Annotated in this window: 10 protein-coding genes; 7 read left to right on the plus strand and 3 right to left on the minus strand. The window is 57.4% G+C overall.

Going from position 1 to position 13,930, the window contains the following annotated elements; all coding sequences use genetic code 11:
• Positions 1–25: 25 nt before the first annotated feature.
• The 7 genes from ACTUWL_RS35925 (at position 26) to ACTUWL_RS35955 (ending at position 5,616) form a co-directional block, all read left to right on the plus strand.
• Positions 26–427 (plus strand): hypothetical protein, encoded by a 402-nt coding sequence (locus ACTUWL_RS35925; protein ID WP_035651248.1) that lies wholly within the window; start codon positions 26–28, stop codon positions 425–427.
• A gap of 50 nt (positions 428–477) precedes the next feature.
• A complete protein-coding gene (locus ACTUWL_RS35930) occupies positions 478–2,685 on the plus strand; it encodes a heavy metal translocating P-type ATPase (RefSeq protein ID WP_035651196.1) in 2,208 nt (735 codons plus the stop codon).
• An 11-nt stretch (positions 2,686–2,696) separates the two neighbouring features.
• Positions 2,697–3,332, plus strand: coding sequence for an MgtC/SapB family protein (locus ACTUWL_RS35935; protein WP_246705991.1), 636 nt, complete (start codon positions 2,697–2,699; stop codon positions 3,330–3,332).
• A gap of 309 nt (positions 3,333–3,641) precedes the next feature.
• Positions 3,642–3,956: a ferritin family protein gene (locus ACTUWL_RS35940; RefSeq protein ID WP_021078737.1), complete on the plus strand. Its 315-nt coding sequence runs from the start codon at positions 3,642–3,644 to the stop codon at positions 3,954–3,956.
• 20 nt (positions 3,957–3,976) lie between these two features.
• Complete coding sequence (locus ACTUWL_RS35945) at positions 3,977–4,237, plus strand: PilZ domain-containing protein (RefSeq protein ID WP_021078738.1); 261 nt, start codon at positions 3,977–3,979, stop codon at positions 4,235–4,237.
• Positions 4,238–4,266: 29 nt separating this feature from the next.
• Positions 4,267–4,740: a hypothetical protein gene (locus tag ACTUWL_RS35950; protein WP_035651199.1), complete on the plus strand. Its 474-nt coding sequence runs from the start codon at positions 4,267–4,269 to the stop codon at positions 4,738–4,740.
• Between the two features lie 753 nt (positions 4,741–5,493).
• Positions 5,494–5,616 carry a hypothetical protein gene (locus ACTUWL_RS35955; protein WP_283813103.1) on the plus strand — a complete coding sequence of 41 codons (123 nt, stop codon included), beginning with the start codon at positions 5,494–5,496 and terminating at the stop codon, positions 5,614–5,616.
• A gap of 1,033 nt (positions 5,617–6,649) precedes the next feature.
• On the opposite strand, the gene ACTUWL_RS35960 is transcribed toward ACTUWL_RS35955, so the two are convergent.
• The 3 genes from ACTUWL_RS35960 to ACTUWL_RS35970 are packed head-to-tail and all read right to left on the minus strand — an operon-like array spanning position 6,650 to position 13,812.
• Positions 6,650–7,330, minus strand: a complete 681-nt coding sequence (locus ACTUWL_RS35960) for a DUF429 domain-containing protein (RefSeq protein ID WP_021078740.1) — start codon at positions 7,328–7,330, stop codon at positions 6,650–6,652.
• The gene (locus ACTUWL_RS35965) at positions 7,330–13,542 is read right to left on the minus strand and encodes a DUF3320 domain-containing protein (RefSeq protein ID WP_021078741.1); all 6,213 of its coding nucleotides are present in this window, start codon (positions 13,540–13,542) and stop codon (positions 7,330–7,332) included. The genes ACTUWL_RS35960 and ACTUWL_RS35965 overlap by 1 nt, the downstream gene beginning before the upstream one ends.
• Before the next feature lie 54 nt (positions 13,543–13,596).
• Positions 13,597–13,812 carry a hypothetical protein gene (locus tag ACTUWL_RS35970; RefSeq protein ID WP_021078742.1) on the minus strand — a complete coding sequence of 72 codons (216 nt, stop codon included), beginning with the start codon at positions 13,810–13,812 and terminating at the stop codon, positions 13,597–13,599.
• Between the last annotated feature and the right edge of the window lie 118 nt (positions 13,813–13,930).

A 13,930-nucleotide genomic window follows, 5' to 3' on the forward strand; every position in this document is an offset into this window, starting at 1 on the left:
CCGCATAGTTGCGGCTTACCTAAATATGAGCGCAGTCGGCCGGGGCGCCGGCCGTTTACTCTTTGTCGTGGCGCTGTCCTTGATCGCCGTCCTCGCAGCTGACGCGTGGCGCGGCCTTCGAGCGGAGGTGCCGAAAGCAAGAATTGTCGGCCTGGGCGCCACAACATGTCAACGGTTCAACGACGACGTCAAATCCAATCCCCTGCTTCGCCGAGACTATCTAGCGTGGGCGCAAGGTTTTATGAGCGGAATCATATTGAGCAGGCCGCCGGGTGTCGATGAGGGGTTGGATCTCAATCCAGTAACTTTCGACCTCATCAATCAACTTCACTTCCTGGAAGATCACTGCGCGCGGAATGTCTCGCTGGAATTTTCCGACGCTGTCGAAGCCCTGTACAAACGGCTGCGTCAGGAAGGCAAGACGTGATCGGGGAACTGCCCTGCAAATGCTCACCCGCACTACAAGAGGCCTGAGTCATGACCGACGCGCCACATACCGTCAAAGTTCGTCTCCGTGTCGAAGGCATGGACTGCGCCTCGTGTGCCATAAAGATTGAAACTGCCCTGCACCGGTTGGCTGGAGTCAGCGATGTGGTCGTCTCGGTGCCCGCTGGCACGGTGATCGTAACGCATGATCGAAGGGAACTGGAGGACAGGATCCGTGATCGGATTTCCGGCCTTGGTTACCAGGTAACTGGTAGCGAACAGATAGGCGTCAAAACGCCTCCATTTAAACAAGGATGTAATAATCAATCTAGCGATGGTGGGCAAACCCATTCGCACATCCACGACCACACTTCGAGTGGTCAGCTTTGGTGGCAAACCCGTAAAGGGATGCTTACCATCGCTTCCGGATTGACCTTGGCGATGGCCTACGTGCTTGGGAAGTTGATGCCAGCGACGGAGCGTTGGGCCTTTTTGCTGGCAATGCTGGTCGGTCTGATCCCGATCGCAAGGCGTGCGATCTCGGCGGCAAGGGCGGGCACGCCGTTCTCGATCGAGATGCTGATGACTATCGCTGCAGTCGGCGCAGTGATCATCGGAGCGACGGAAGAGGCGGCAACCGTCGTCTTCCTGTTTTTGATCGGTGAGCTACTGGAGGGCGTTGCCGCAAGTCGAGCCCGGGCCAGCATTCAAGATCTGACCAGGCTCGTTCCGAAAACGGCTCGCCTCGAAGAAAACGGTCAAGTCCGCGAAGTACCCGCGGACAGTCTTTCAGTTGGCGCTACCATCCAGATACGACCCGGGGACCGTATTCCGGCGGACGGGGTCATCTTATCCGGAGAGAGCACAATCGATGAAGCGCCGGTGACGGGCGAAAGCATGCCGGTTCGAAAGGGCCCTGACGAAACCTTGTTTGCCGGCACCGTCAACGGCGATGGTTTGTTGCGGGTGCGCGTGACCGCCGCTGCGGCGGACAATACCATCGCGCGCGTGGTGCGTCTCGTCGAGGAGGCGCAGGAGTCGAAGGCTCCCACGGAGCGTTTCATCGACCGGTTTTCCCGATTCTACACGCCGGGCGTGGTTGTGGTGGCTGCATTGGTTGCCGTTTTGCCACCCTTGGTGTTCGGCGGAGTCTGGTCTGCTTGGATCTACAAGGGTCTGGCCATCCTGCTGATCGGTTGTCCCTGCGCGCTCGTCATCTCGACGCCGGCCGCGATCGCCGCCAGCCTGTCCGCCGGCGCCCGCCGAGGATTGCTCATGAAAGGCGGGGCAGTTCTCGAGCAGATCGGCAAGGTCAATGTCGCGTGCTTCGACAAGACCGGCACGCTCACCGCCGGCAAGCCCCAGGTCACGGACATCATCGGCTTCGCGCGCAGCGAGGCTGATGTCCTGCGCTTCGCGGCGGCGCTTGAGTCGGGATCAAGTCACCCGCTCGCTACCGCGATTTTGTCCAAAGCAGCGGAGCAGCAGATTTCGATTCCCTCAACGTCCGGCTCCAACGTTATGGGGGGAGTTGGCATTCGTGCCACAGTCGAGGGGGTCGAGGTCTTCGTCGGATCGCCCAAGGCCGCCGGTGAAGGCGCCTTGATGACGGCCGAGCAGAGATCACGAATTGTCGATCTCAGTCATCAAGGAAAGTCAGTCGCACTGGTCATTGTTGAACATCAAGTTGCCGGAGCAATTGCGATGCGCGACGAGCCTCGTCCAGACGCCCTTGCCGGACTGAAGGCACTCACCGATATGGGTATTAAGACAGTCATGCTGACCGGGGACAATCGGCACTCGGCCTCGGCAATCGCCGAGCAACTCGGAATCGAGGTCCAGGCGGAGCTGCTGCCCGAGGAAAAGCAGCGGATCGTCAGCCAGTATCAAAGAGCCGGCTGGTCTGTCGCCAAAGTCGGCGACGGAATCAATGACGCACCGGCGCTGGCGGCCGCCGATGTCGGCATCGCCATGGGAGGGGGCACCGACGTCGCGTTGGAAACGGCCGATGCGGCGGTGCTGCACGGGCGGGTTTCCGATGTTGCCGTAATGGTCGACCTGTCGAAACGGACTATGACCAACATCCGGCAGAACATCGCGGTCGCGCTCGGGCTGAAGGCCGTCTTTCTCGTCACCACCATCGTCGGGCTAACCGGGTTATGGCCGGCCATCCTTGCCGACACGGGCGCGACTGTTCTGGTGACGATGAACGCTTTGCGCCTGCTCCGCTTACCCCAACCGAGCCGTCCAAGTCTTTAGGAAACCCGCAATTGAGTGCTTTCTCGTGGCTTCGCACCCTCAGTAATTCCATGTTTCAAACATTGAGCCGGTTATCCATGCCAGAAGGGACGCACCATGCGGCGGCCAAACTCGCAGTCGTCGCCCTTGTCTTCGGGGTGACAACGGGCGCCGCATTCGCAGCTACAGGCGAGTCCGGCGGGACTACAAGGTTCGATTTGGCGCTGCTTGTCCGGATCGGAGTTGCCGTCGCGCTGGCCTTTCCCATTGGATGGGAACGTGAGTTTCGCGGTTCGGAGGCCGGCGACCGCACCTTCATGCTCGTCAGTCTGGGTGCAGCCGCATTTACCGCCGTTGGGGTTGAGAACTTCCCGGCGACCGCCGAGAAGGTGATGGCGGGCGTCGTTACTGGCGTTGGATTTCTGGGTGGAGGTATGATCCTTAAGGACGGGGGCAATATCCGTGGCTTGACTACTGCAGCCGCCATTTGGGCAACGGCGGCAGTCGGCATGCTCGCTGGGGTCGGCGAACTTCTCATAGCCGGACTTGTGACCGGGATGGTGATCCTGATTCTTGAGTTCGAATTCCTACCCGTGATCGGCCGGCTCGACGCCCGGCGCTGGCGGCCAAAGAAAATCGAACGGGAAGGAAACGGACGTGAACTCTAATGGAAACAGTACGCACGCGCCAGAAACGAAGCGGTTGCAACCATTTTCTAACGCTTGTTTGCAACCACAAAGCCGAATGTCGACGAATTTTACGCTTTCGGAGGAACGATGACCAACACCAGCGTTCAGAACAATCTGCCGGAACTTACGGACGGAACGGACAAAGATCAATTGTCCAGGCCGAAGTGTGGCTTAGGCTGAATGGGCCTGCATCCTCAGCGTTAGCAGAACAGATTTTTTATCTAGAATTACCTTCCCTCTCACCTTGAACAACTCAATCTTAGCACATGATTTAATAGGAGACAGACAATGGGTTTCGATCAGTATCACGAACCGGCGGATGAACTTTCGCAGGAAACTCGGACCTTTGCGCGAATGATAACATCACTGATCGAGGAGGCTGAGGCCATTGGCTGGTACGAACAACGGATGTCGCTCGAAAAAGACAAGGAAGCCAAAGCCATTATGGCGAACGCGCAAAAGGAGGAGTTCAAGCATTTTGGCATGAACCTCGAATTCCTTCTTCGTCGCAACGAAGACTGGCGGACCGAACTCCAAGGCATCCTATTCACGAAGGGAGATATCGTGAAGCGCGCCGAGGCGGCTGAGAAAAAGGTCGATTGATCCCTCTTGAGGCGGTTTCGATGGTGGAGAAAAGGATTATCTCGCGGAAGAAGGTGTTGAAGGCCGGCACGATCGCGTTCGGGGGTGCCGCTATAAATTGCACCGTCCGAAATTTGTCGGCCACAGGCGCCATGCTGGACGTCGAGAGCCCGCTCGGGATTCCGAGACAATTTATGCTGGATATCGCGGCGGATCACTTTAGGCGTGAGTGTCAGGTAGCCTGGATTCAGGAAAGGCGGCTCGGGGTCATTTTCCTGGTCGGCGCCAATCCGGAAAGCTGATGTATTTCGGCGGATCGTAGGACGTAGTGATGTTGAAATTCGTCGTTGGGCTGATGTTTTGCCTCGCCGCGGCCGATGCTCAAGCCAGAGCCTCCGGCATCGCACAGGGCGGATGGTCCAACCTGTCGACCGAGCAAATGAGCCGTTTTCCGGCGGCTGTTCGTCTTGCGCTCAAAGACGCGCAGAATCTATGTGGCGGCGAAACGACGAGAGTCCGGACTGGATTTCTACGGTACTTACCGGGCTCTGAGGGGCAAGAATTCACGACGATCCACTTCGAACACTTTGATTGCTCCGGCAAAGATTTGCTCTGCTCGACGAGCGGGTGCCTTCATCGACTGTTCATTACGACAAGTGGACGCATGCGCGAGATATGGCGAGGCAATATCCGCGAGATTGATATGTCTAACGAAAATGGCATTCCGTCGATCGACTTTGACTGCGGCCGAGGTGGCTCATTTTGTCACTTTCGGAGAAAGTGGAATGGCACGCGGTTGCAATGAGTATGCGACGCCTTGCCCACCATTACGGGCTGGTGGATCCTGCTGGGGTTGGGCTCAACGACTCGGTTGCTGTGCTCATGCCTTCGGGAAATCTAGGCGAAGATCGCATGCTGGAACGACGCGAAGACTAGTGACGACGATGCGATCGACCACGCCACGTTACAAAGTGAAGCTAGGAAACCACGAGTTTGCGTTTGATCTGGACAATTTCGTCTACGGAAGCTGGAATGGATGAGTTTTCAGGCGGCGGACTGTCCGCGGCCTGGGCCGCGCGCCGCAAACCCCAAGAGTGGATTGCCGCTGGGAAAGGAACTTCGATGGTAATGCCCGTGAGATGGATATTGTGTGCCGCGCTTACCAGCTATGCGAAGAAGCAGGACAGCCCCAGGGCAGGGACCAAGAGTTTATCTTCATGCGGAGCGAGAGATGCAGGGAAGTTCTGAGAAGAACAAGTCGTCGGACGAGCAGGCGGATTAGCTAAAGCGGGTCTGGCCGTGCGAAAGAAATTCCATTTCAACAATACGCGTAGTTTTGTGGCCGACACGGGCGCTTTGCAATTGGCCGAGGCGGAATCACATTCGCGGCGCTGGCCTCAGCTAGATTTAGACGCCGGACAGCACAACCCAGGAAGGCCCCGGATCTCGCCGAGGCCGTTCCAGCGCTAACGACACGGCTCTATTTTTGAGAATGAGAGTGCGCTGTCGTCGTGTGTTTATGAGCTTGTTCGCTGTGCTCGTGAGCCGCATTTGCGTGATGGGTAGCGTCCGCGTGCTCGCCGCGCGCGTGATGATGCTCGGCCTGATGATGGTGATGGGCTGCCGCATGGTGATGGGCGGCGGCCGTGTGATGATGCTCTTGAGAGGGGTGCTTCGGTGATTGTGCCATTGCAGTTCCTGAGGAGGTGGTTGATGTGACTCCAACAACCACTGTCGCGGCTTTTAGTTCCTGCGGGACAGCCGGAGGTCGCACCAGCGGGTGCTGCATCGCATCAAAAGAATGACGATCTGGCGTCGCAGGACCTCGTCTTATAGTAGCGGTGTCGGCCAAAGAAACGCAGTGCGCCGAGGGGTTTGTCGCCAGCTGTTAGCAACGATTGCCTTATTCACACGATTGCACGAAACCTAAGATCGCAAATGAACACGATGACGATCAATGGCTATTTGGTGCTCTCCCTCCCGACTCGAATGTCGGTATCGGTGGTTGCGCCTCCCCGCTTTTTACCTTCCTCCGGCCCGAATGGCCTGGGGCCAAACTGGATTTCGCAGCCGGCGGCAGCTCCGCGATCCCCGAGATTCTGCGCCAGCGCTGGATTATTTTGATTATTTTGGTGAGTTTGTGGTGAGTTTTTGCTTTCACTCACTTTAGGACGCTTGCGCTAATATAAGGCATTGATTTTGTGGCGTACCCGACACGATTCGAACGTGTGACCCTTTGCCTTCGGAGGGCAACGAAGGACGTCACGACCAAAGGGACAACCCATCGAACGGCCAGATCTGCGATATCGAAGTTGCCGGCGGCCCAGTTCTCGCATCGCGCGCGCGAGCTTGAGGATCTGCCGCGTCGCCAAATGGGCAAGGGGCAAGGGGCAAGGGGCAAGGAACAAGGAACAAGGAAGAAGGAAGTAGGCGACGGGGATACAACAGCCTCGGGTGAAGACCTTGGCATACGTCCCCCCGGACCCAGACGTGCTCTGAGCCTCCCGGTGCCAGCCTTTTCGATCATTGGCTGCCGCGCGGTCCTTTTGACCGTTCCGCGCGCCACGATCTTAAGTGCGTCATCGGCAGCGGTCGTTGCAGCACCTTCGCCATATCCCAGGGCGCACACAGTTATATTATAGGAATATATTCCATAATGAAGGTTATGCGAATCCGTGATGAGTCGTAGAAGGAAACGGGCCACCATGCGACACTTAGCCTATCTTGAGGTCGAGCTCTTGCTCGATTCGCGAAGTGTGCGAGGCCGTGAGGGAGTCTCGAGCTGTGTGGTTACCCACCTTTTTCAGCGAAGCGCTCCACTCTGCAACGACTGAGCATCCCAGCCTTTCGGACTCAGCGGCCACGACCTCGACAACACGAATCCAATCTTCCTTGCGGAACGTCTTCCGCGCTGGATTGTAACGCGGTGCCCGCAGTCTGCCGCAGAAATCCTCGTGGAATGCAGGCAGCGCCAAGGCTGGAAAAACTTCCATGACGTAGAGGCCGACAGCCGCCGAACGCCCGCGTTCAGGATCTTCCGTTGCGCCCATATCCCTCAGAAAACTCCAGATGGGAGCTCCGTCGTCGAACATTCTCACCCTCGCCCGATTGGCAGGCTGCACACCACCTCCAAGCCAGGAAATAACCGATGCACCAACGCGTTCGGCCGGCCTCATACTCGACTGATTGGGCACTATGGTCGGCTGGTCGATCGCAACCAGTGTCAATTGACCAAGCCCGTGGATCTCACGAACGAAATCAAGCGCCTGGCCGAAACGAACTAGCTCCTTGAAATCGCCAAACCGCCTGCCGTCGTAGACGACTGAACAGATCGCGCCTGGCAATGTCGGATTGTCAGTCCATGCTGAATCAAATCCGACAAAAGTTGCTGCCATCAGGGTCTGGAGCTGCCATTTGCAGACTCCCTAGCGAAATCAAGCGCCAATTGGAAACGAACACGCGTCGCTTCTCGCAGCCGCCCCAGTTTGAAATGATCCGCCATCCTGTAAAGAATATCGTCATCTGCCAATCGCACCCGGATAAACGGTACTGCAAGGCTTGCAAGCTCGGCAATCGGAACGTCGACATGCGAACGGACGTCCGGTTGACTGGTCCGATAGGTTACGAGCCCCGACGAGCTTGAGCCATCGCCCCAAATCACTGTTCGACCGTCGTCTTGGCTCTTTCGATATTTTTTCCCAATCACTCTGCCGACGGCCTTTTGTATTCGATCTCCGGAACGTTGAAATCCGTGCGCCCGGGCGATCCGTTCGACGAGCAAATTTTCGTATATCGGGGATTCGTATTTCAGTACGTGCGCTACCATGCTGCTCAATACCGGTTCATAATCGCGGTCGTAGAACCGTGAGGCATCTGGCTTCAATCCCAGCACTGAGAAATTGGTTGCGACGTATTCGGCCCCATTTAGCTCCATGTTGGGACGAGTTTCTGGTTTCGCACCGAAACCAAGGGGCAAATGGGTCTGCTTCGCCTCCCACTTCTCTTGCTCTCCCGCAAGTGAGAAGTCGGCTTCAGCGGTGCCCGACGAATGATCGGCAAGCCTGCTCACAATCTCACAAATCCGATCAAGATACCGGCCTTTCTCGACCGGATTTGTCCCCTGACGAAGATAGCCAGGCACTTTTTCAAACCACTCGTCCGGATCCATGAACCGCTGCCGGACGAACGTCTCGATCATGGCCTCCCGGAGGATGGACCGGTGCGGCTCCCAGTCGACCATTTCATTGCCAACCACGTGGTCACGAAACTGGCGCAGCGCCTCGAAGCATTCGGCTTCCGTAAGCGATGATTTTTCCTGCAGTCCCGCATCCGCTTTCGGCTGCACTGACGGTTCCTCGCCCCGTACTTCCGGAGCAGGCGGCGCGTCTGGCGCGGGCGTCTCAACATCGGAAGCCTCCGACGCCGGCTGGGCCGTCTCCGTTGTACCGGCGGGCTGTGCCGCCTCTGTTACAATCGTGTACTCGGATCGATCGAGAGCCGGCTTACGGAGCAGTAGCTCCAGCTTCTCGAGAAGCCGGGTGGTCTGAAGCGACGGATTGTCGAACCAGTCGGTCGACCAAATTCGGACGATATCCCAGCCCTTATCATTCAGGACCTCCTCTCTCAGGCGATCCCGATCACGCGCGCTCTTGCTGCGATGGTAGGTCGCGCCATCGCACTCAACACCCGCAAGATAGCGCTCGGGGTGGTTCGGATGGCGGACGCCCAGGTCGATCTTGTACCCGGACACTCCAACCTGATAGTCGACAATATAGCCTCGTGCCCGCAGTCTATCAGCCACTTCTATCTCAAAGTCGCTGTCGGCATCCGTTCCAGGTCCCGAAAGGACGGAAACACGACCACGTGTTTCTGCGTATTCCAGATATCTACGCAACACGTGAACGCCTTCGGAGCTTTCCGGCGTCGGCACTACGTCGGTCGATCCAAACGAACAAAATAGACCGATACGCGTTCGCGCCCGCGAAAACAGAACGTTCAACCGGCGGTGACCCTGCTTGCGGTTGATCGGCCCGAAGCGCTGCTTGAGCACGGTGGTACCCACCTCGGGGCCATATGTCATCGAGATGAAAATGAAGTCGCGCTCGTCGCCCTGCACGTTCTCCAGATTCTTGACAAACAACTCCTCGCCCTTGCTCAACACCTTCTCGCGGTACTGGTCGACCAATACGTCATCCGCGATAAGGCGGTTCAACTCCTGCTGAATCAGGTCACGCTGCTGAATGTTGACCGCCACGATACCAAGCGACGGGATTTCATCCTCATCAAGGGCCGCATGGTGCCGCATGAAGGTTATGGCTTCTTCCGCTACCCGGCTCGCCTCCGTAGGATTGCACCTGGCCTGGAATGTCCCCTGTACCCGCACGAGGTCGATCGAAAACGAGGACGGCTTCGACGCCGGGAAGGTGATCAGTTCACGACGATAGAACTGCTCGTTGGAGAACCGGATCAGACTCTCGCAGCGGCTCCTGTAATGCCATCGGAGCGGGCGGCGTTGACCGAAAGTCTTCTGACAGCTTTCGAGAATGGATTCATCGTCGAGGTCCTCGAAGTCATCGTCATCGCCCGACCCTCCGTCTCCGGAGCGCGCGAAAAAGTCCGTCGGAGGCAACTGCTTCTGATCGCCGACCACCACTATCTGTTTCGATCGAAGCATGGCGCCGAGCGCGTCCTCGGGCCGCATTTGCGAAGCTTCGTCGATCACGAGGATGTCGAAGCTCAAGGACCCTGCCTTCATGAATTTCGCAAGCGACAGCGGTGACATCATGAAACACGGCTTAAGCGCCTGTATGGAATTCCCGGCCTGAGCCAGCAGCATCCGCAGGGGGACAAACCGTTTTTGCTTGGCGATTTCGTTCCCGAGAAGCGCCATCTCCGTCCATGTTTTCTTCTTGCCAAAGTTGAAGCCGGGCAGCGGCCTCTTCGTAAGCAGCTTTGCTTTGATCCTCAGCCGGTCGTCCTTGATCTTGGAGCGGTCCTTTTCAGCAAACTGCTTGCGACGGGTCTCGAGTGAGGAGCCGGTGTTGTCTTGAAGGGCCTCGGCCGACCTTTTGGCCAATTCCGCGCCTCGGCGCGCGAGCACCGCCTCAAGCAGTTGCGGGAGATGTAGCGGCTCAATCCGCTCTCGATCGGCACACTCGAGAAATTCTCCCAAGCCGAGCGATTCCAAGATCCGCCGCTGCCGGTACACGGCAAGCAACTCGCGCAATTCCTCTTTTCGCTGAAGAAGGGCTGCGACCTCCTCCGAAACGATTCCAGGCTCCAACCGAGCGTAGGCGACCGCCCCAAATTGCGAGTTCAACAGTTCGACCTGGCCGTCGTAGATGGAAAGCGGGCCTGCCGCCCGGTTTGCGAGGGATTTCAGTCGGGCGAACTCGTCCGCCGCCGTCGGCGAACTCAATCGCCGAAGCAGATTTCCGGGCATTCCGGCCGACTTAACGGCCCGAAGCCAATCAAGCGCAGCGAACGCCTTCGCTACTCCATCCCGGATCCCTGCAAAATGCTCAACCGCGACCTTGAGCGGAGAAGTGTCCAGGATCGCCCGAATTCTGCCGCGATCGAGCTCGAGCTTCGCGATTTCGGCCAGTTCCCTGAGCGGAATCTCGAACCCCGCCAAGGCGCCGACTTCCTCGACAGCCACGACCCGGCGCATCAACTGGATTTCGTTGTCCAGCATGTCAATCGTGAGATCGACGGATCGGTCATCAAGACGGGCTGCTCGCGCCGATATGATTTTGCGCAAATTGGTAGCCGGCGCTTCAAAGTTATGAAGGCGCCGCACGGACTCCTGCGGAACCTGAAGCAGGCGTAGCATCAAATCGCGCCCGACTTGCTCCGTCAGGTATCGCCGCACCCGGATGCCAAAATCGATCAGATCGAACTTAGTATCCAGGCCGAGCCAGCTAGTTGCAAGAAGACGCTCTGCGCTTTCGCCTGCTTCGAATGCGTCGATTGCGTCGACGTGAATGGCCAGCGCTGCCAAATCATCGGCGGGCTTTTCCGAATCGGCCAGACCCAAACGGGCGACGAGGTCGCGAACAGGCTTTGCGGATCCGCTTATCGCGGCCATCGCACGACCCAAATTGCCTTTTTTCAGAAGTTCGGACGCACTCCTCAACGTGCCCGGGGCGGGCCATGCTTCCCGCCCGTAAGCAGAAAGATACTGCCTCCATTCCCGCTCCTTCGCGATCAGGGAAACCCACCGCTCGCGAAGAGGCCCGAACGTGGCCTCGTCTACTGACTGATTTAAGTAGAGCGCGGAACGGTGCTCCTGAGATATCTTGGTCGATGCGATAACGGCTTTCGCAATCGCATCCAACGATGTCGCAGGGCACTTTCCATTGAGCTTGAATAGTTCGAGAACCGGAGAAAACTCCGCAATCGCATTCCTAAGCAGAAGGTCCTTCTCGACAGTCTCGTTGGCAATGCGGATCAGGCCCGCCGGCGTGGCCTCAAAATAGATTTCCTGCAGCGGCATCCGTCCGAGTTCAACCGCCGCCCGGAGCACGCCGGCGCTCTGCGCTCCGATAGACGGATAGGCCGCAAGCGCCCTTACGACATCGTCCAGTTTTCTTTGCGCATTGAGAGCTTCCGCAAGCTGATCCGGCTCTAGCTGCGAAACCACTCCTACCAGTTCGGGAACGGGCCCGTCATCAAGCGCCTCACCAGCCCGTACAGTTGTTCGCAGGTCGGCAATGGATCCGATTTCAAAGTCGGAGTTGTCCACGATGCAGGAAGAAAGCGGGCGCGCCGACCCGTCGATTTTGACGAGGCAAGCAAGCAGATCATCAATCTGCACGCTTTGGACATTGCCCAACCCGGCCTTGCTCCAGAGCGATTCTGCCGGATGCCCAAACGAACGCAAGAACGTTTCACTGTCGCCGGCAAATCGGCCAAGATCGGCTTCGACTTGCGAAAGATTGTCAGCGCTGTTCAGCAAATCGACCGGCAACTTTACAACGGAGAGAGCTTCAACGGCGACCGAGTTCAAGGTCGATCCCCGCAGTGCCTGCCAAATCAAGTCAAACGGGGTCCGACCGCTCGCCTGAACAGCATGCAAGGCATCAAGGTACCTGGCAATCTCGAGCTTGTTTTCATGCAGTGAACGACCAGGCGCCGCCGGCACCGCAATCGGCTGAACTTTTAACCGCTCCTCGATGCTTTCAAGTACCGCCTTGGGCGAAGCCTTGTCCGAATGAAGCTCCAGGCAAAACTCACCGATCCCGGCTTTTCCAAGCCTACGCTTCACGACCTCCAACGCAGCCTGCTTTTCCGCCACGAAGAGGATCGTCTTGTTCGCTGCCAGGCCATTCGCAATAATGTTCGCGATCGTCTGCGACTTGCCCGTCCCAGGCGGACCATGGATCACAAGATTATGGCCCTTCATCGCGTCGATGAGGGCGCTATGCTGGGACGCATCGGCGTCTTGGATCAAAAACGGTGCGAGCGCCTCGATTTGCGGGTCATCAATCGAGTAGTCCGTCAGATCGCCCGGAAGCAGAGCGCCATCTCCCGTGTCTCCGGTCGCGTCGGTCCCGCGCAAAATCGCCCCGACAAGCGGATGATCAACGGGATCCACAGCCCAATTGTCCGGGCTCAAATCCGCGTATACCGCAAATCTACCGAACGCAAAATGGCCGAGGACCATCCATCGATGTATCTGCCATCGTCCGAGCCCCGTGATGGCTTCCCTGACGCCGTCGAAATAGGCCTCGATCGAGCCGACACCGTCCTCGTCGCCGTTTTCAAACGTCGGCAGCTTGCGGTGAAAAGCGACATTGGTCTCGAGGAGCTTTTGGAGGCTGAGGTTTGATTCCGCCGATCCCTCGTTCGCCGACAACGAATAGGTGTTTTTCCCGTATTGCTTTTTTACGTCTACCGTCACCGGAAGAAGCAACAACGGTGCGAAGGCCTTTTTGTCGGATACGTCCGACTCGTACCATTCGAGAAAACCGAACGAGAGAAACAGGGTTGAAATTCCCATTTCCTGTTCCGCAAGCTTCGCATCGGCAACTATCTTCCCCATAATCCGATCAAGTTCGTCTGGAAACTTGAGCGTCTGAAGCGCCCCGTCACTGTGCGAGGCCTTTGTCTTCACGGGGCCGAGCTCGAAATTTGGATCGATGCCGGCCTGACGGGCGAGATCCGCCCGGTTTATTTCGGCCTTCTTTGGGCGTGAAGAGAATCCGAACTCGCTTCTGATGTGGTCGCGAAGCTCGCGTTCGAGTTTGGCCAACGCCAATTCATCGTCACGTCCGGCGCTTTCGAGCGCCTCTAACTTCGTCAGGTACTCCAGATTCGAGACCTTCGCATGCTCGAGAGCGCCTATAAACTCCTCAGTTTTTTCTTCCGGTGGTACGTCTTCCGGTTCATCCAGGGGCTCTATCCGAAGCGTTGCGTCATCGCCGGCCAACTTCTTGTAGATCTCGTCCATCACCTCGTCGACGATCTGCAGGTGCCTCTTGGACCTGTTACCGAGGTTATAGTTTAGCATCCGGTTCTTTTTGGAGAGATCAAGCAGCTTCAGGCGGAGGCGTCCGTAAACCTCCGTCAAGCGTTCCTGCTCGCCCAAATCGTCAGCGATGGTCACCGGATTACCCCTCGATGCATGGCTAACAAATCCAACCGCCTCCCCATTGCGAATTTAGACCGCGTTAAGCGCCGCCTTTTCGCGCTTTCTTTTATCCAACCAGTCTCGTACCGCCTCTTCCACGGCGTGAGACATCTTGATGTCATCTTCAACGGCCGCGACCTTAACCAGCTTTACGACGTCCTTGTTCATGATGATCAGCACCTGTCGTTTGCCCTCAGGCGCACGAGCGCGGGTCTTTGCGCGTCTTTTTTTGGGCTTGGATAGCATCATAAGTCCAAGGTTGAGAGCTGATCACGATGACACGGGGAACGCGAACTCGCAATAGTGCTACCGTCGTTATAGTACCTCGGCGCCGTCATGAACGTCGTCGGCGTCAATAGCAGTC

Source organism: Bradyrhizobium sp. WCU1 (assembly GCF_053474805.1).